Raw genomic sequence first — 17,845 nt, forward strand, 5'->3', positions numbered from 1 at the left:
GGACGTCAGCGTGTGCCGCGGTCGTGCCGATTGGCCAGCAGGGCGGCTTCGACCCGGCTGCGCACCTGCAGCTTCTGCAGGATGTTGGTCACGTAATGCTTGATCGTCTGCTCGGACAGGAAGATCTTCTCGCCGATCTGGCGATTGGTGAATCCGTTGCCGATCAGCGCCAGGATCTCGCGCTCGCGCGCGGTCAGTTCCTGCAGCGGATCGGGCGCCTTGCCCTGGGTCAGCGAGACCAGCATTTCTCCGGCGAGTGATTGCGACACGTAAACCTCCCCTGCCGCAGCCGCACGCACGACCCGTGCCAGCTCCTGGGCCGACACGCCCTTGAGGACATAGGCTCGGGCGCCGGCCTTGAAGGCGGCCAGCAGGCGGTCCTTGTCGTCCGAGACCGTGAGCATGACGATCGCCGTCGCCGGACAGGCGATGCTGACTTTCTCCGCGGTGGTGATCCCGTTCCAGCCGGTCATGCTGACGTCCAGCAGCATCACCTGCGGCATCAGCGTGCGCGCCAGCTGCAACGCCTGCTCGCCCGAGTCGGTCTCGCCCACGACCTGGAAATCGGGCTCGCCCTGCAGGGCCGAGACGACCCCCTGGCGGAACAGGGGGTGGTCGTCCACCACCACGATGCTGATACGGTCAGACATGCAACTCCTCCTCGTTCGTCGTCAATGGGAGCGTGGCCCGCACCGTCGTGCCCTGGCCCGCCGCGGACTGGATGGTGAACGTCCCTCCCGCCACCTCCACCCGCTCTCGCATGCCGGCCAGGCCCAGGCGGCCATGGCGGCGGCTGTTGCCCGGCTGGAAGCCGGGTCCGTCGTCCTTCACCTCGATCACCAGCGTCTCGGCGTCGCCGCTCACCTTCACGCGGGCGTTCTTGCCGTGGGCGTGCCGGTAGACGTTGGCCAGCGATTCCTGCAGCACGCGGCACAGGGTGATTTTCACGCGCATCGACGCCGCCACGTCGGGCACCGTGCAATCGAGCTGCACCTTCGAGGCGGTCTTGGTCTCGTAGTCACGCACCGAGCGCGCCGCCAGCTCGGGCAGCGAGAGATGGCGGATGTCGGGCAGCTGCAGGTCGGCGGAGATCGCGCGCAGGTCGGTCAGCGCCGACTGCACCGCGACGCGCACCGGCTCCAGGTTGCCGGCCGCGCACTTGTCGCCGGACGTGCCGGGGCAGGTCGAGTCGACCGTCTTCAGCTGCATCAGGGCGAAGCCGAGGTCCTGGCCGGGGCCGTCGTGCAGGTCGGCCGAGAGGCGCTGCAGGAAGTTCTCGTTCAGCGCGGTGGCGCGCTCGGCGGCCCGCTTGACGCGCTGGTGCAGCAGCGAGTTCTGCGCGTTGAGCGCGGTGAGCTGCGCCACCTTCTCGCTCAGGTCGCGCTGCTGCCGCACGATGGTCTCGCTGCCGCGGCGCACCACCGCGAACAGCGCGAGGTAGATCGTGAGCATGGTGGCCGCGAAGGTCATCCAGCTCTGGCGCTGCGCCACGCCGGCCTCGCGGTCGACCTCCTCGGGGTGCTGGTAGAACTCCGCCACCGCAATGATCTTGCCCTGGCGGTCGGCGCGGATCGGGGTGTACGTCTCGATCACGCGCGGCAGCGGCTGGCCGTGCTTGGTGGTCTCTATGCGCTCCGAGATCTCGGAGTAGATCTCGCCGCGCAGGGCGGCGATCAGGCCGTCTTCCAGCTCGAAGCGCTGGCCGATCTGGCCCGGCTCGTTGCTGTAGACGACCATGCCGTCGGGACGCCAGATCTTCAGGCCGGCGATGCGCTTGCCCAGGGCGGTGTTGTTCAGCAACGCCGTCAGGGCGTCCTTGTCGCTCTCCGGGAGGTCGTCGCTGCGCAGCAGGGCCTGCGCGTGCGGCGCGATGAAGCTGTCCACGTACAGCGCCGTAACGCCCCCCACGCGGTGGACGACGCTGTCTTCGACCTGCTGGCCGATCCAGCGGCCGATGAAGAGCGTCCCGGCGAGCAGGATGGGAAAGCTCAGCAGCATGAATTGCTGCGAGAGCGACAACCGGAAAAAGAAGGTCTTCATACCGCGGAGAGCGTGCAAACACTTTGAAACAAAAAGCCCCTAGGAGGCAATGTAGCAGCGCGACCGTATTTCGCAAGGCACCAAGGTGCCGCATCCGGCATACCCAATGAGCCGTCAAATCGCGCATCTCCGCCGTGGTCTGCCTTGGGGGAGATGCCTAGGATCCGTCCCATGTCGAACCTCCAGCAAACCCCTGCCGTCCCGGGCCATCCTGCCGCGAGCGCGGGGGTGTGCCCCTTCGCCCATGCCACCGTACAGTCGGCCCCACCGGAGGATGACGGATCCTCGGAGGAGACAGAAGTGAGGATCGAGCCCCACGACCAGCTGTTCCTGCCGCTGAACAAGCGGGTGGTGGTGCAGTATGCGGCCGGCGGCGACGGCGCCCGCGAGCTGCACCTCTATTGCGGACCCAAGGAAGTCATCTTCGACGAGCCGGAACTGTTCGGATTCGGCGAAACCCTGGCCAAGCATGCCAGCTTCATCGCCGGCAGCTCGGTCCAGTGGACGGTCGGCTACGACTGGCCCCGGGTGCGCGAGCTGCTGGAGGCGCTGGTCGCCGAAGGCGTGCTGGTCCAGGGCACGGAGGCCGACGAAAGCGTGGCCGGCGGCCCGGAAGGCAAGGACCAGCCCTCGCCGCTGCCCGTGGCGCAAAGCGAGCGAGCGCGCACTTGGGACGAATGCGAGGCGATCACCCGCGAACTGACCGGCCGCGCCCTGGAGCCCGGCTGGCTGGAGCTGGTGGTGCCCGTGTTCCGCGTGGCCCACATCGCGCTGGACACCGACGGCCGCCAGGTCGGCGAGGCCAACGTGTTCCCGCGCCCGCTGCGCCTGGACGTTCCGACCCGCTGGCGCACCTGCATCTATCCGGGCAGCCGCTACCTGGACGACAAGCCCATGAACGTGAGCGCGCTCAAGGCGATGCGCGCCCACTGGGCCCCGGCGATGGCGGCCCTGCTGCAGGTCCGCGATGCCTACCTGAAGCGCTTCCCCGCGGCCCGGGCCGGCATGACCCTGGGCGACGTCGAGCGGCTGTCCACCCTGGTGCTGGCGGTGGCCACCTACCCCCTGGTCAAGAACGACGGCCGCGTGGAGAACGGGAAGCTGCACCCCGTGCTGTCCGCGATGTTCCGCGTCACCGACGGCCTGCGCATGACCACGCACCAGATGCTGTTCGTGCCCGTGGCCGAAGCGACGATGTCGCCCGACACGCGCGTCAGCGTCGCCGACATCCACGCCTACGCCGAGCGCAACTACTCCTTCCATTCGACGCAGGGCGTGTGCGCCGGCCCGACCGCGATGGTGGACCAGTTCCTGCGCGTGCTGGTCGAGGGCGGCGACCGCGAGCAGTTCGCCAACGCCGAATTGGCGGAACCGGTGAAGCAGGCGCTGGCCGACATGGAGCCCGCCATCGACTACGGGCTGCTGGGGCTGCAGAACTTCGCCGTGATCTTCTCGCTATGGCCGATCATGACCCGCACCTACGCCCGGATGGCGCAGGTGGTGCACGACTGGATCGGCCCGCGCACCGCCACGCTCGACCAGATCGACACCTATCTGCGCGACAAGGCGGAGATCCTGCGCAACGAGACGTTCCACGCCACCGAGGAGTGGCGCGCGAACCGTGAACGCGTCTACGCCGACATCTACGCGCAGTGCGCGGCGGGCCTCGGCGACCCGGTGCGGCAGTCGCTGCCGGAACGCGTCTCGGGTCGCCTGGGCGAGCAGCATCGCGCGCCGTCGGAAGCGCTGCGCAAGGTGCTGCAACGCCGCTGCAGCGGCGAGGACGGCGGCGACGCGGGCAGCGTCGACCTGCTGGTGGACACGCTGATGCACTGCTTCGCCCGCACGCAGCAGACCCTCTGCCTCGCGAGCGAGACGCAGGGGCGCATCAACACCCTGCTGGGACGGGAGCAACCCAGCCGGCCCTTCAGCGCCACCGACGTGGACATCCACGTCCTGCTGCAGGGCGACGAGGCGCGGCGGCTGCCGCACCTGCTCGACGAATTGGAGCGACTCCTCGGCGTCCGGGTGACGATCACCCGCGAACGCCTGGAGATCCACGATGGAATCCAGGCCTGAGTCCTGCACCGACGCAGGCCGGATGCATTGCCGGCATCGGGCCGGCAATGAAAGAAGTGCCCAGAGCACATGAAGTCAACGCACCCTCGACAGGAGATAGCAATGAAGATCAAGTCCAACGTCCGCGCCGGCAAGGGCACCAAGAGCAGCCTCATCAACAACACGGTGGTCAGCTACGTTCCGCCGGTGAGCCGCTGCGTGGGAATCTGAGGCGCACGCCTTCCTCCCCACCCTGCGGGGCGGACGCTCACAAGCGTCCGCCCCGCTTGTTTTTCATGCGTACTTTCGACTTCCTGCCTGGAACGGTAATTGCAGTTCCATATCGCCGGGTGACCGGCAAACCCCAAAGTGCCTAGAGCACACCCAACCCTCGACAAGGAGTTAGCCATGAAAATCAAATCCAACGTTCGCGCTGGCAGGGGCACCAAGAGCAGCCTGCTCAACAACACGGTGGTCAGCTACGTGCCGCCCATCAGCCGCTGTGTGGGGATCTGAGCCCCTGAAGACGGCCCCTTGAGTCCCCAGGGGGCGGATGGCTCACCGACATCCGCCCCCGCCTTCTCCTCTCCTCCCCCCTTCTTCCCTCCCCCGCAATGCATCGCGCCCGCACCCTCGCCGGCCTGTCGCTCCGGGACCCGTTCCCCGGTGATTGGGGAATCTGGGTGATCGCACCCACTGCTTTCCCCACCTTCCCCCACTTCGCCAAGCCGGGCGAACTCGAAAGGCACGAGAAAGAATTCATCCCGCGCAGGCCCGTGAATTGCGTTTACCTGGACGGTCGCCCTTACGGCGCCGACGATGACAAGGTGAGCTACGTGCCGCCGATCAGCCGTTGCGGGGGAATCTGAAGCCGAGGCTCCAGGTCTCTCGCGGGGGCCGATGGCTCACCGGCATCCGCCCCCGATTCCTTCCTTCCGGAGAACGCGCCAAGCCATGACTTCCCGCCGTCCCGTCGCCGCCCTGCGCCCCGCCCTGCTGCTGCTCGTGCTGGCGCTGGGCGGCTGCGCGTCGGCGCCCACGGGGCAGCCGGCGGAGCCGGCACTGCCCGCCGCGTTCCGCCATGCCGCACCGGCAAGCGCACCCGCCGCCACGCCGGCCGCCACCGAGGCGTGGTGGCAGGTCTTCCAGGACCCGGTGCTCGACGAACTCCAGGCCACCGCGGCGGCCGGCAACACCAGCCTGCAGTCCGCCGCGGCCCGCCTCGCCCGTGCCCGTGCGCTGGTGCGCGGGGCCGAGGCCGCGCGCAATCCGCAGGTCGGACTGCGCGCCGGCGCCAGCCGCCAGGCCGGCCCGATCGAGAACGCCGCGGGAACCCAGGGCAACCTGTTCACCCTGCTGGCCGACTTCAGCTGGGAGGCCGACCTGTTCGGCCGCCTACAGCAGGGCGTGGACGCGGCCAGGCTGGACGCCCAGGCGCAGGAGGCGCTGCTGCGCGACACCCGCCTGCTGGTGCAGGCCAACATGGCCCAGGCCTATTTCGAGCTGCGGGCCCTGGACGCCGAACGGGCGATCGTGGACGCCGCGGCCCGGTCCTGGCGCGACACCGTCGCCATCACCAGCCAGCGCCTGCGTACCGGTTCGGTGGCCGAACTGGAGCTCGTGCGCGCGCAGGCCGAACTGGCCGCGATCGAAACCGATGGCCAGGCGCTGCAGCGCCGGCGCATCCAGCTCGAACACGCGCTGGCCCTGCTGACCGGCGTGCCGGCCTCGAGTTTCGAACTGCCGCCGCGCGACTGGCGCGCGCCCCTGCCCGCCATCCCCCCGGGCGTGCCGGCCACCGTGCTGACGCGCCGGCCCGACATCGCGGCGGCCCTGCGCGGGGTGCAGGCGGCGCAGACGCGCGCCGGCCTGGCGCGCACCGCCTGGTTCCCCACCCTCACGCTGACCGCCTCCGGCGGCTCCGCCTCCCCGGACCTGGCCCAGCTGCTGCAGGCTTCCACCCGCGCCTGGGGCATCGCCGGGCTGGTGGGCGCCGTCCTGTTCGACGGCGGCCGGCGCGAAGCGGGCATCCTGCAGGCGGACGCCGACCTCGAGGCGGCCGCGGTGGACTACCGCGAACACATCCTAGTCGCGCTGCGCGAGGTCGAAGACCAGCTCGCCTCCGTGCAGCTGCTGGCCAACCAGTCCCAGACCGCCACCACGGCCGTGAATCTCGGCCGGCGGGCGACGACGCTGGCCGAATCGCGCTACCGCAGCGGGCTGGCCAGTCAGCTCGACGTGCTGGACGCGCGCCGGACGGAGCTGCGCAACGAGCGCGACGCCCTGCAGGTGCGCTCGGCCCAGTACCAGGCGACCGTCCGCCTCATCCGTGCCCTCGGGGGCGGCTGGGAGGTCGCCGCCCTTTCTTCCCCTCCCTGACGGACCGGAGCTGCCTTTGTAAATATGGCATGGCACGTGCTGGTACCACTGCACTGTCGCGTCGGCAAAAGCAAGGAATTACCGTGTCTCGGGGATCGGTTCTCATCGTGGAAGACGAGCACCTGCTGGGGAACAACCTGCAGGAATACCTGCGCCGCCACGGCTGGCAGGCGCAGCTCGCCCGCAGCGGTGAGGGCGCCCTGGAAGCATTCGAGCGGATTCGCCCCTGCCTGCTGCTGATGGACTACGAGCTGCCCGGGATGGACGGCTTCCAGACCCTGGGCGCGATCCGCGCCCGCCACCAGTGCTGCGGCTGCATCCTCATGACCGCCCACACCGGCGAGATCGTGGTGACGCAGGCGCGCCAGCACCAGATCAACCACGTGCTGTACAAGCCGTTCGCGCTGGCCGAGATGGAGCAGTGGCTGCAGCAGGAAGCCGGCCGCTGCAACTGCGGCACGCACCCGGCCTGAGCCCGGGGCGTCCCCGGGGGTTTCCCCCCGCTTTCCCCAACCTTTCCCCCCAGGTTCCCCAACGCGGCACTGCCGCGATTCCGGCATTTCCCATGCCGGCACAGGCCCTCGAGGCTGCTCGACCGTAGTCGGATGGCGGATTCCGGGGGTTTTTCCCCACCCCCGGGCCATGACCCACAGGTGCGGCACCTTCGGGCTCCTCCGACAGGCCGATTCGGGAGGATTTTCGCGAGTGTGTACGAACCTGTTTCTCGATGTATCAGCGTTGGCATGGTTGATGCGACGCCTTTGTTGCAGGAGACCAGGACGCGTTGCAAAACGCAACGCGAAAAAAACACCTTCAGGAGCGCTAACACTATGAATTCGAGCATCGAAAAGGGGCGGAGGAAGAAAGCCGCCAGCAAACCGTTGTTCATGCTGACGGCCGTGTGCGTGGCCGCCATCAGCACGTTCAGCCTCAACACCGGCATGGCCGCCGGCCTGGATTACTTCGGCAACCCGCCGGCCACGGATCCGTCCGCGGGCACGGAGCAACCCGCCGATCCGACCCAGGCCCTGCAGCAGCTGCTGGACCAGCCGGAGCCGAACGAAGGCGCGATGGAAATCCCCGGCGGTTACATGCACAAGCAGGAACTGTCCGCGGAGAACTTCATCCAGCGCGACGAGCTGAGCTCGTTCAACTACCCCACCAACGGCTATCCCAGCCCCCTCTTCGGCGCCCTTCCCTTCACGCAGAAGATGCTGATGTTCGAAGAGTTCGGTCCCGAGAAGCTGGACCCCACCGTGCAGGCGGGCACGCTGCCCTTCCCCCTGCCCAAGGCCGGCGCCGCGCCGTTCCAGGATTCCGAAGTCGCGCGCAGCGCGCCGGACACGGCCGAAATGGACGCCTTCCTGAAGCAGGCCGGCATCTCCCCGTTCCCGACCCGCGAGGCCAACACCTCCATCGGCAACCCCTGGAAGTCGGAGATCGAGCAGTACCTGGGCCGCTTCCTGACCAACCCCCCGGGCGAAGGCCGTCCGCAGGGTGAGGGCTGGGCGCACCAGCGCTGGAACGAGTTCTACCCGCAGGTCTTCTTCAAGACCGTGCAGGCTCCCTCGCGTCCCAACGGCGGCATCCGCGACAGCCTCCAGATGCACAAGTACCAGGTGGGCGAGTTCGGGCCCGGCGGCCTGTACCACAACACCGCGGGCCTGCCCGGCCTGGACGGCACGACCAAGGGGATCCAGATCAAGATCCACCCGAACATGCCGGTGCAGGAAAAGCACTCGATCTGGACCTTCGACGGCACGCTGCCCCCGAAGCTGTTGATGGCCCGTCACGGCCAGCCGATGCTGATGCGCCACTACAACGCGCTGCCGATCGATCCCTCCGCCAACCGCGGCTTCGGTCTGCACACGATCTCGACGCACGAGCACAACGGCCACTCGCCGGCCGAGAGCGACGGCTTCGCCAACGCCTTCTTCTTCCCCGGCCAGTTCTACGACTACCGCTGGCCCCTGCAGCTCGCCGGCTACGACTCGATCAACACGTCCGCCACCGACCCGCGCGCTTCCTTCCCCTGCGCCGACGGCGAGCAGCTGTGGGTGAACGATGCCAATCCGGGCCTGAAGAACTGCGTCAACGGCAAGATCAACATCCGCGGCGACTGGCGCGAGACGGTGGGCACCCACTGGTTCCACGACCACATGATCGATTTCACGGCGCAGAACGTCTACAAGGGCAATGCCGTGATGATGAACTACTACTCGGGCCTGGACCGCGGCAACGAGGCGTTCAACGACGGCGTCAACCTGCGCTTCCCGTCCGGCTCCGCGCTGCCCTGGGGCAACCGCGACTACGACGTGAACCTGGTGATCGGCGACAAGGCCTGGGACAAGACCGGCCAGCTCTGGTTCAACCCCTTCAACAAGGACGGCTTCATCGGCGACCAGCTGCTGACCAACTGGCAGTACAAGCCGGTGCTGGACGTGCGGGCGCGCAAGTACCGTTTCCGCATCCTGAACGGCTCCGTGTCGCGCTACCTGGCGCTGGCCCTGGTCGCCGAGGTCAAGGGCTCCAGCGGCGAGATGAAGGGTCCGGCGGGTTCCGGCGTCTCGTACAACCGCGTGCCGTTCCACCTGATCTCCAACGACGGCAACGTCCTGGAGCACGCAGTTCCGTTCGACGGGTCCATGGACCTGGACGGCAACGGCAACAAGGCGGAGCACAAGGGCCAGCTGCCCACCCAGGCCATCGCGGAGCGCTACGACATCGTCGTGGACTTCTCCAAGTTCGCCCCGGGCACCAAGCTGTTCCTGGTCAACACGATGGAGCACCAGACGGGCATCATCGCCAAGCGCAAGGTCCCGCTGGCCGACATCCTGAGCGAGACCTACAAGGCGGTCCTGAAGAACGGCACGCAGTGGGACAAGGGTGACCCGACCGTCGGCAAGGCGCTGCAGCTGACGGTGCAGGCGTACAGCGGCACCGACCTGAGCATGAACCCGGCCGAGTACGAGCCCGCCAAGCCCGGCAAGGCCGCCGGCAAGAAGATGATCCCGCTCTGGCTGGATCGCAGCAACCCCGCCGACCAGGCGAAGCTCGCGAACGCCCGCTTCCGCGTGTTCGAGTTCGGCCGCTCCAGCGGCACGGACGTCAACCCGTGGACGGTCAAGGCCGACGGCGGCATCTCCTACCACGCCAACCCGCGGCGTATCAGCGGTGCCCCGGAACTGGCGAACGGCCCGACCGACGCCGGCTTCTCGGGCGACGGCACGCTGGAAGTCTGGCGCATCAAGTCCGGCGGTGGCTGGGATCACCCGGTGCACATCCACTTCGAGGAAGGGATCATCCTTTCGCGTGATGGCGCCCCGCCGCCGGAGTGGGAGAAGTGGTCTCGCAAGGACGTCTACCGCGTGGGCGGCGGCCCCGAGAGCAGCGGCGTCCTGGACGTGGCCCTGCACTTCCGCGAGTTCGCCGGGACCTACGTGGAGCACTGCCACAACACGCAGCACGAGGACAACGCCATGCTGGTCCGGTGGGACATCGAGCGCCCCGGCCAGTTCGTGGTGATGCCCACGCCGCTGCCGACGTGGGATGGGGTGGAGTACGCGCCGTCGGTGGGCATCCCCACCTTCCGCACGGGCTCCGGCACCTTCGGTGGCCAATGAGCAGTGAGTGAGTAAGTAGGCGGGCGGGTGGATGCGGCACCGGCGCACCACCCGCCCTTCGAGCTAGCGCGGTTCTTGCATGCAGTCTCCCGGTCAATAAAGAGAGAGGAAATAACCATGATCCCCGTCACCCTTCGCGATCTCCTCCGCACGGTCCTCTTCCTGCTGGTGATCACCGGCATCTGGTGGAACGTCCCCTCCCGGGCTGCCAACAGCTCCCAGAACCCCTGGGGCGGCAACTACTTCCCGAACGTGCCGCTCGTCACCCAGGACGGAAAGCAGGTGCGTTTCTTCGACGACTTGATCAAGGGCAAGGTCGTCGCCATCAACTTCATCTTTACTGGCTGCTCGGCGGCTTGCGGAATGGAAACCGCCCGCCTGCGCCAGGTGCAGGACCTGATCGGCCCCGAGCGCATGGGAAAGGACGTCTTTTTCTATTCGATCTCGATCGACCCGGACAACGACACGCCCGAAGCGCTCAAGGCCTATGCAGCGAAATTCAACGTCGGCCCCGGCTGGACCTTCCTCACCGGCAAGCAGAAGGACATCGACCTGCTGCGCAACCGGCTTGGCCTTTACATGCCCCCGGTCGACAAGGAGAAGGCCAAGCTCGGTGAAATTGACCACGATCTGGCGGTCATCATCGGAAACCAGGCCACCGGACGTTGGCAGAAGGCTTCCCCCATGGAAAATGCCGAAGTGCTCGCCACCCAGCTCGGTAGCTGGCTGAGCAACTGGAAAGTGAAGCCGGCGCAGCAGAACCCGTCGTACGCGAATGCGCCGGTGCGGCTGCCCGAACTTTCCAAGGGCGAGGAGATGTTCCGTACGCGTTGCGTGGGCTGCCACACGGTGGGCCAGCCGAACGAATCGGCCCGCGCCATCGGCCCGGACCTGACCCACGTGACCCGCACGCGCCAGCGTGGCTGGCTGGTACGCTGGCTGAAGGAGCCGGACGCGATGCTGTCGGAGAAGGACCCGATTGCCACGGCCCTGTATGAGAAGTACAACAAAATCGCGATGCCGAACCTGAAGTTGACGGACGGCGAAATCGAATCGGTCCTGTCTTTCCTCGAGAAGGGCAGCGCGGCCTTCCAGGCTGCGAATTCTGCGAAAAAGTGAGGAGGAGAAAATCGGTACCCCCCTGCTCCACGCGCTGCCGGAGACGGGCGGCGTCGCGCCGGGCCTTCTGAAGGCCGCGCGCGAGCGTGCCGCCTCCTCCGGGCGCCGGGTCATCGCCGAACTCGAGGAGGTGATGGGGCTCGACCCCGCCGCCTTCCTCCAGGCGGTGGCCACCACCCTGCACTACCCCTGGCTCCCGAGCTCCCTGCTGTTCGCGAGCACGCCCGACTTCAGCACCATCCCGCTGACCAAGGCGCTGCAACGCGAATGCACGGTCGTCCGGCTGGCAACGGGGGAGACGGTCGGCGTGTTCGCCGACCCCTTCGACAACGCCCTCGTGGCCTGGTTCGACGCCCGCCTGGGCGGGGCGCCCCTCTACCTGGCCCACCCGGCCGACCTCGCCGCCCTGCTGGCGCGGCACGAGGAGGAGTTCCGGGCGGTCGACAGTGTCGCCACCGCGCAACATGGCGAAGGCGTCGCCGGCGAGCACGTCGAGAACCTGTCGCTGGTCCGCATCGACGAGGACTCCAGCGTCGTCGTGAAGCTGGTGAACTCCACGCTGTACGACGCCCTGAAGGCCCACGCAAGCGACATCCACCTGGAAAGCACCGACAGCGGGCTGGCGATCAAGTACCGCGTCGACGGCGTCCTGGTCCACATCAGCCGCGCCCAGGGCGTCGAGATGGCCGAACAGGTGATCTCGCGCATCAAGGTGATGGCCGAACTGGACATCGCCGAGCGCCGCGTCCCGCAGGACGGCCGCTTCAAGGTCGGCATCCAGGGCCGCCCGGTCGACTTCCGCGTCTCGATCATGCCCAGCGTGTTCGGCGAGGACGCCGTGCTGCGGATCCTGGACAAGAAGGACCTGGCGGACAGCGCCCAGGGCGTGCGACTCAGCTCGCTGGGCTTCGAGGACGACGACATCCGCGTGATGCGCCGGCTGGCCAAGGAGCCCTACGGCATGGTGCTGGTGACCGGCCCCACCGGTTCCGGCAAGACGACCACCCTGTACGCCATGATCTCCGAGATCAACAACGGGCAGGACAAGATCGTCACCATCGAGGACCCGGTCGAATACCAGCTGCCCGGCGTGCTGCAGATCCCGGTCAACGAGAAGAAGGGCCTGACCTTCGCCCGCGGCCTGCGTTCGATCCTGCGCCACGACCCGGACAAGATCATGGTGGGCGAGATCCGCGACGCCGAGACCGCGCAGATCGCGGTGCAGTCCGCGCTGACCGGCCACCTGGTGTTCACCACCATCCACGCCAACAACGTGTTCGACGTCATCGGGCGCCTGAACCAGATGAACGTGGACACGTACAGCGTGGTGTCGGCCCTGAACGGCATCTTCGCGCAGCGCCTGCTGCGCCAGGTGTGTTCGAGCTGCGCCGCGCCCCACAAGCCCGGCATCGCCGAACTCGTGGAGTCGGGGCTCGATCCCGAAGCCGTCAAGGACTACCACTTCGTCGTGGGCAAGGGCTGCGGCCGTTGCCGCGGCTCCGGATATCGCGGCCGAACCGCCATCGCCGAGATCCTGCTGTTCGACGACGAATTGCGCCAGCTGATCATCGACCGCCAGCCGATCGCCCGCGTGAAGGAGGCCGCCAAGAAGCGTGGCCTGCGCTTCCTGCGCGAGTCCGCGGTGGCACTGGTGGCGGCGGGCCGAACGACCCTGCAGGAGATCAATCGTGTCACGTTTGTTGCGTGAGCGCTTCACCGCCGTGGTGGGGCCCGACCGCGTGGTGCTGGCGCGGCGCGCCGGCTGGCGCCGGCCGCCGGAGCTGCATGCGCAGGTGCCCTGCCAGCAGCCCACGGCCAAGGCCGCATTGCTGGCGCTGTCCGAGTTGCTGGCACGGCCCGAGATCGGCAGGGGCGACATCACCATCGTGCTGTCGAACCATTTCGTCCAGTACGTGCTGCTGCCCTGGCGCGCCGAGGTGAGCCGGCCGTCCGAGCTCGCCGCCTACGCTGGCCTCCTGTTCGACGAGACCTTCGGCAACGACGCCGGCGGCCGGGAGATCCTGATCGGGCGCGAGCGCGCGGGCAGCGCCCGCATCGCGGCCGGCATCGATTCGACGCTGCTGCATGGCCTGCGCAGCGCGGTGGCCGCCTCGAGGCTGAAGCTGGTCTCGGTGCAGCCCTACCTGTCCGCGGCCTTCGACCGGATGCGCCGCACCGTCGGCGCGCGCGACTTCATGTTCGTGCTGGCGGAGCCGTCGCGCAGCTGCGTGCTGGTCGCCACCGGCGGGCGCTGGCGCAGCCTGCGCAACACCGCCACGACGGCGCTGCCGCACGAGCTCGCCCACCTGATCGAGCGCGAGGCGCAGCTCGCCGGCCTGGCCGACGAGGGCATGCCGCCCGTGTTCGTGCATGCGCCGGGCCTCGACACGCTCAAGGTACCGCCCTGCCAGGGCGTGACCCCGCGCACGCTCGGTTTGCCGCACGGCGCCGACGATCCCTTTCTTGCCATGGCCATGTCGGTGAACTGAAATGCGCTCCCTGCAGTTCGATTTCCAGCGCAAGCCGGCGCCCAGCGCGACCGGTTGGCTGCTTCTCCTCGCCGGCGCCGCAGGTCTCGCCGGCCTCGGCCAGTTGCAACACGAGCTCGATGGACAGCGCGCCGCGCAGGCCGCCCGGCTGGCGAAGGTGCAGGCCCCCGGCGGCGCCTCGGCGCTGACCGGCAACGAGCCCGACGAAGCGCCGGTGAAGGCCGCGCGCGAGTTCCTGGACAAGTCCCGCCTGCCCTGGGACACGCTGTTCGGGGCGCTCGAGTCGGCCCGCTCGAAGGACGTGGCGCTGCTGTCCGTCACGCCCGACGCGCAGCGCCGCCAGGTGAAGATCCACGCCGAGGCGCGCAACCTCGACGCCATGCTGGCCTACCAGCGCCAGCTGCAGCAGAGCCCGGGGCTCGCGCACGTGGTGCTGTCCGATCACACCGTGATGAAGGACATGCCCTTCACGCCCGTGCGTTTCCACATCCTGGCCCAGTGGGGAGTGCAGAATGCAAATCCCTAAGCTGATCCTCGCCGAGAAGCTGCTGGCGCTGCGCTGGCCGGGGGCCATCGGCGCCCTGATGCTCGCCGGCGGCCTCGCCTGGGGCGCCGGCATGCTGCTGCCGCTGCGCGAGCAGCTGCAGGCCAGCGAGCTGAAGGTGCAGCGCGCGGAGCGCAAGGCCGAGGCCGTGCGCAGCGGCACCGAAGCCGCCCCGCTGACGCCCGCCCAGCGCCGCGAGCGCTTCTACGCGACGCTGCCGGCGGTCGCCGAAGTCACCCAGTCCGTCGAGCGGATCTACGCCGCCGCGAACGCCGAGAAGCTCTCGCTGATGCACGGCGAGTACAGCGGCGCCGAGCTGCAGACCGCCGGACTGGTCCGCTACAAAATCACGCTGCCCCTGAAGGGCAACTACGAGCAGGTCCGCCGCTTCATCACCGAGTCGCTCAAGACCGTGCCGGGCCTCGCGCTCGACGACGTGACCCTGCAGCGCCAGAACATCGGCGAGACGCAGGTGGAAGCCCGCGTGCAACTGTCCCTCTTCCTCACGAGGCGCTGAAATGGACCGCAAGCGCCTGATCTTCTGGACCACCTTCCTCGGCGGCGCCGGCGCGCTCGCCGCGTACGACTACCTCCAGCCCGCCCCGGCGCCCGAGCCGGTGGCCAGCGTCTCGCGGGCCGCAGGGGCCAAGCGTGCCGCCTCGGCCACCGTCGCGATGGCGGGCGTCGAAGGCGCCTCGGCGCCGCTGGCGAGCCTGCGGGCCGTGGCAGCCACCGCCGCGGCCTCCGCGGCGGCCACGCCCGACACCGCGACCCCGCCGGAAGCGGCCGCTTCCGCGGCGCCGGCCGGGCCGTTCGCGGCGAATTCGTGGCAGCCTCCGCCGCCGCCGCCCCCGCCGCCGCCGCCGCCGGCTCCCCCGCCGCCGCCGCCTCCTCCTCCTCCGCCTCCCGCCGCACCGCCCGTTCCATTCTCCTTCCTGGGACGGATCGACGACGGGAAGCCCAAGGTGTTCCTGCAGCGCGGGGAACGCCTGTACGCGGTCGCCGCAGGCGATGTGATCGACGGCCAGTACCGCGTCGACCGCATCGAAGCGACCACGGTGTTGTTCACCTACCTGCCGATGAACGTTCAACAAACCATAACGATCGGAAAGTCTTGATGTTTCGCACGGAGTACGCACGCCGCTGGCTTTTGACACCCATCGCTCTCTCCATCGCTCTCGCAGGTTGCGCGTCCCAGCAGGCACAGAAGGAAGGCCAGGCACTGATCGACGCCGGGCGCTACGAGGAAGGGCTGGCGCGGCTGAGCGAGGCGGCCACGAACTCGCCGAATGAGCCGCAGTACCGCTCCACCCTGGTGCTGGAGCAGGAACGCGTGATCGCGATGCTGCTGTCGCGTGCCGACCGCCTGCGCATCGCCGGCGACTACGACGGCGCGCTGCAGGCGTACCAGCGCGTGCTGAACCTGAGCCCCCGCAACACGCGCGCGATCGACGCGATGCGCACCCTGGAGCAGCGGCGCAATCTCGACGACATGATCAAGCAGGCCCGCGCGGCCTTCCGCCGCGGCGACGTGGAACTGGCCGAGAAGCACCTGGCGCAGATCCTGGCGCTGGACCCGGCCGCGCCGGACGCGCTGGCGCTGCGCCGCGAGATCGAGCTGGAGCACGCGCGCACCACCAGCACCTACCCGCGCCTGCGCACGAAGTTCACCCGGCCCGTCACGCTGGAATTCCGCGACGCCAACATCCGCATGATCCTCGACGCCCTGTCGCGCACGACGGGCATCAACTTCATCCTGGACAAGGACGTGAAGACCGACGTCAAGGCCACGATCTTCGTGCGCCAGGTGGCGGTGGAGGACGCGTTGGACCTGCTGCTGGCGCAGAACCAGCTGGAAAAGAAGGTCATCAACGACAACACGGTCCTGGTCTATCCCAACTCGCCGGCCAAGCTGCGCGAGTACCAGGACTGGGTGATCCGCACCTTCTTCATCACCAACATGGACGTCAAGCAGGCGCAGACCCTGATCAAGACCATGTTGAAGACCAAGGACCTGTTCATCGACGAGAAGCTGAACTCGCTGACGATGCGCGACTCGCCGGACGCCGTGCGGCTGGCCGAGAAGCTGCTGCAGGCGCAGGACCAGGCCGAGGGCGAGGTGGTGCTGGAAGTCGAACTGCTCGACGTCTCGCGCGACCGCCTGCTCGATCTGGGAATCACCTGGCCCTCGACCTTCAGCGTGCTGAACGTCGACGGCAACCCCGCATCGCTCCTGAGCGACCTGCACCGGAACATCCCGCGCGGACAGATCGGCCTCGACCGCACCGTCAGCGCCACCGCCCAGACGACCACCACCGACGTGAACACGCTGGCCTCTCCGCGCATCCGCGTGCGCAACAAGGACAAGGCCAAGATCCACATCGGCGACCGCATCCCGATCGTCAACGCCACCTCGGTGCCGTCCACGCAGGGTCCGGTGACGACCGAGACGGTGCAGTACCTGGACACCGGTATCAAGCTGGAGGTCGAGCCCACCATCTACCAGAGCGACGAGGTCGCGATCAAGCTGGTGCTGGAAGTGAGCGACTCGCAGGACGCCGGCTCCACCAACAACGGCACAACGCTCGTGCGCGTGAAGACCAGCAACGCCTCGACCTCGCTGCGCCTGAAGAACGGCGAGACGCAGATCCTGGCCGGCCTGATCCGCAGCGACCACGGCGGCAGCGGCGACGGCATCCCCGGCCTGAGCGACATCCCCGTGGCCGGCCGCCTGTTCGGCTCGAAGAAGGACACCTGGGCCAAGCGCGAGCTGGTGCTGTCGATCACGCCGCGCATCGTGCGCAACACGCCCTACCTGCCGCCCTACCAGCTGGAGTACGCCTCCGGCACCGAGGGCAGCCTGCGCTCGCGGCCGCTGTCGCTGGCGCTGCAGGGCAGCGAGACGCTGCCCGGCGCCGCCGGCGCGCCCGATGCCGTCATGCTGACGGCGCCTCCGGGAGCGAGTGGCGGCGCCACCGGCTCTGCTCCCGCCACCGGCACGCCGGCCGGCGCGACGCCGCTGGGCACGGGCTCGCGCGGCCCGACCCGCGGCCGCACGGCCACCCCGGCCGCGCCCGTGACGGCACCGGGTGCGCCCGGCGCGGCTCCCGCCGCCCCCGGCACGCCGGCCGCTCCGTCGGCCCCCCAGAGCAGCGCGCCGGCCTCGGGCCCCGTGACGCTGGCCATCGAGGGCGAAAGCAGCATCAAGGTCGGCGAGGAAACCACGCTCACCCTGCACCTGAAGGCGGGCCAGCCCCTGGTCAGCACCGCCTTCCAGATCGCCTACGACCCGAAGTTCGTGAGGCTGGTGGACGTGACGGAGGGCGAGGTGCTGAAGACCGACGGCGCCCAGACCACCTTCTCGGCGCGCAAGGACGAAACGGCAGGCATGGTGTTCGTCGGGGTGTCGCGGCCGGCCGGCGGCGAGGGCTCCAGCGGCGAAGGCACGCTCGTGCAGGTGCGCCTGCAGGGCATCGCGGCGACGCCGTCGGCGCCGCTTCGCGTGACGGGCTTCTCCGCGATCGGCCCCAACAACCGCATCGTCCCGTCGCCCGCCGCAACCTCCGTCGATCTCTCCGTGGAGCAGCCCTGAG

13 protein-coding genes are annotated in these 17,845 nt (G+C 68.7%); 11 read left to right on the forward strand and 2 right to left on the reverse strand.

The annotated features are described in order from the left end of the window. Positions 1 to 5: 5 nt before the first annotated feature. Together JJ685_RS06395 and JJ685_RS06400 are read right to left on the reverse strand one after the other, a co-directional pair. On the reverse strand, positions 6 to 650 hold the full coding sequence (locus JJ685_RS06395) for a response regulator (protein ID WP_201673352.1): 645 nt from the start codon (positions 648 to 650) through the stop codon (positions 6 to 8). Further along, positions 643 to 2,040, reverse strand: coding sequence for a sensor histidine kinase (locus JJ685_RS06400; protein ID WP_201673353.1), 1,398 nt, complete (start codon positions 2,038 to 2,040; stop codon positions 643 to 645). Before JJ685_RS06400 ends, JJ685_RS06395 begins: the two co-directional genes overlap by 8 nt. 300 nt (positions 2,041 to 2,340) lie before the next feature. On the opposite strand from JJ685_RS06400, the gene JJ685_RS06405 reads away from it, so the two are divergent. The 11 genes from JJ685_RS06405 (at position 2,341) to JJ685_RS06455 (ending at position 17,844) form a co-directional block, all read left to right on the forward strand. Further along, the gene (locus JJ685_RS06405) at positions 2,341 to 4,119 is read left to right on the forward strand and encodes a hypothetical protein (protein ID WP_201673354.1); all 1,779 of its coding nucleotides are present in this window, start codon (positions 2,341 to 2,343) and stop codon (positions 4,117 to 4,119) included. A gap of 933 nt (positions 4,120 to 5,052) precedes the next feature. Then, positions 5,053 to 6,477 carry an efflux transporter outer membrane subunit gene (locus JJ685_RS06410; RefSeq protein ID WP_201673355.1) on the forward strand — a complete coding sequence of 475 codons (1,425 nt, stop codon included), beginning with the start codon at positions 5,053 to 5,055 and terminating at the stop codon, positions 6,475 to 6,477. Between the two features lie 83 nt (positions 6,478 to 6,560). Next, positions 6,561 to 6,950, forward strand: a complete 390-nt coding sequence (locus JJ685_RS06415; protein WP_201673356.1) for a response regulator — start codon at positions 6,561 to 6,563, stop codon at positions 6,948 to 6,950. Positions 6,951 to 7,364: 414 nt separating this feature from the next. Next, positions 7,365 to 10,100, forward strand: coding sequence for a multicopper oxidase domain-containing protein (locus JJ685_RS06420; RefSeq protein WP_236598692.1), 2,736 nt, complete (start codon positions 7,365 to 7,367; stop codon positions 10,098 to 10,100). A 117-nt stretch (positions 10,101 to 10,217) separates the two neighbouring features. Next, complete coding sequence (locus JJ685_RS06425) at positions 10,218 to 11,219, forward strand: SCO family protein (RefSeq protein ID WP_201673357.1); 1,002 nt, start codon at positions 10,218 to 10,220, stop codon at positions 11,217 to 11,219. A 133-nt stretch (positions 11,220 to 11,352) separates the two neighbouring features. Continuing rightward, positions 11,353 to 12,927: a GspE/PulE family protein gene (locus JJ685_RS06430; RefSeq protein WP_201673358.1), complete on the forward strand. Its 1,575-nt coding sequence runs from the start codon at positions 11,353 to 11,355 to the stop codon at positions 12,925 to 12,927. Next, the gene (locus tag JJ685_RS06435) at positions 12,908 to 13,708 is read left to right on the forward strand and encodes a hypothetical protein (protein ID WP_201673359.1); all 801 of its coding nucleotides are present in this window, start codon (positions 12,908 to 12,910) and stop codon (positions 13,706 to 13,708) included. Before JJ685_RS06430 ends, JJ685_RS06435 begins: the two co-directional genes overlap by 20 nt. 1 nt (position 13,709) lies before the next feature. Then, a complete protein-coding gene (locus JJ685_RS06440) occupies positions 13,710 to 14,234 on the forward strand; it encodes a hypothetical protein (RefSeq protein ID WP_201673360.1) in 525 nt (174 codons plus the stop codon). After that, positions 14,221 to 14,769, forward strand: a complete 549-nt coding sequence (locus JJ685_RS06445; RefSeq protein ID WP_201673361.1) for a hypothetical protein — start codon at positions 14,221 to 14,223, stop codon at positions 14,767 to 14,769. The genes JJ685_RS06440 and JJ685_RS06445 overlap by 14 nt, the downstream gene beginning before the upstream one ends. 1 nt (position 14,770) lies before the next feature. Next, positions 14,771 to 15,370 carry a hypothetical protein gene (locus tag JJ685_RS06450; RefSeq protein WP_201673362.1) on the forward strand — a complete coding sequence of 200 codons (600 nt, stop codon included), beginning with the start codon at positions 14,771 to 14,773 and terminating at the stop codon, positions 15,368 to 15,370. After that, positions 15,370 to 17,844, forward strand: coding sequence for a secretin and TonB N-terminal domain-containing protein (locus tag JJ685_RS06455; RefSeq protein WP_201673363.1), 2,475 nt, complete (start codon positions 15,370 to 15,372; stop codon positions 17,842 to 17,844). Before JJ685_RS06450 ends, JJ685_RS06455 begins: the two co-directional genes overlap by 1 nt. Position 17,845 lies beyond the last annotated feature (1 nt).

It is taken from the genome of Ramlibacter monticola (assembly GCF_016722785.1).
In the GTDB taxonomy this organism is placed as follows: domain Bacteria; phylum Pseudomonadota; class Gammaproteobacteria; order Burkholderiales; family Burkholderiaceae_C; genus Ramlibacter; species Ramlibacter monticola.

Excerpts from the sequence above, each read along its gene's own strand:
- JJ685_RS06395 (WP_201673352.1), bottom strand. The coding sequence starts at position 650 with ATGTCTGACCGTATCAGCATCGTGGTGGTGGACGACCACCCCCTGTTC.
- JJ685_RS06400 (WP_201673353.1), bottom strand. The coding sequence starts at position 2,040 with ATGAAGACCTTCTTTTTCCGGTTGTCGCTCTCGCAGCAATTCATGCTG.
- JJ685_RS06410 (WP_201673355.1), top strand. The coding sequence starts at position 5,053 with ATGACTTCCCGCCGTCCCGTCGCCGCCCTGCGCCCCGCCCTGCTGCTG.
- JJ685_RS06420 (WP_236598692.1), top strand. The coding sequence starts at position 7,365 with ATGCTGACGGCCGTGTGCGTGGCCGCCATCAGCACGTTCAGCCTCAAC.
- JJ685_RS06425 (WP_201673357.1), top strand. The coding sequence starts at position 10,218 with ATGATCCCCGTCACCCTTCGCGATCTCCTCCGCACGGTCCTCTTCCTG.
- JJ685_RS06430 (WP_201673358.1), top strand. The coding sequence starts at position 11,353 with ATGGGGCTCGACCCCGCCGCCTTCCTCCAGGCGGTGGCCACCACCCTG.
- JJ685_RS06440 (WP_201673360.1), top strand. The coding sequence starts at position 13,710 with ATGCGCTCCCTGCAGTTCGATTTCCAGCGCAAGCCGGCGCCCAGCGCG.
- JJ685_RS06445 (WP_201673361.1), top strand. The coding sequence starts at position 14,221 with ATGCAAATCCCTAAGCTGATCCTCGCCGAGAAGCTGCTGGCGCTGCGC.
- JJ685_RS06450 (WP_201673362.1), top strand. The coding sequence starts at position 14,771 with ATGGACCGCAAGCGCCTGATCTTCTGGACCACCTTCCTCGGCGGCGCC.
- JJ685_RS06455 (WP_201673363.1), top strand. The coding sequence starts at position 15,370 with ATGTTTCGCACGGAGTACGCACGCCGCTGGCTTTTGACACCCATCGCT.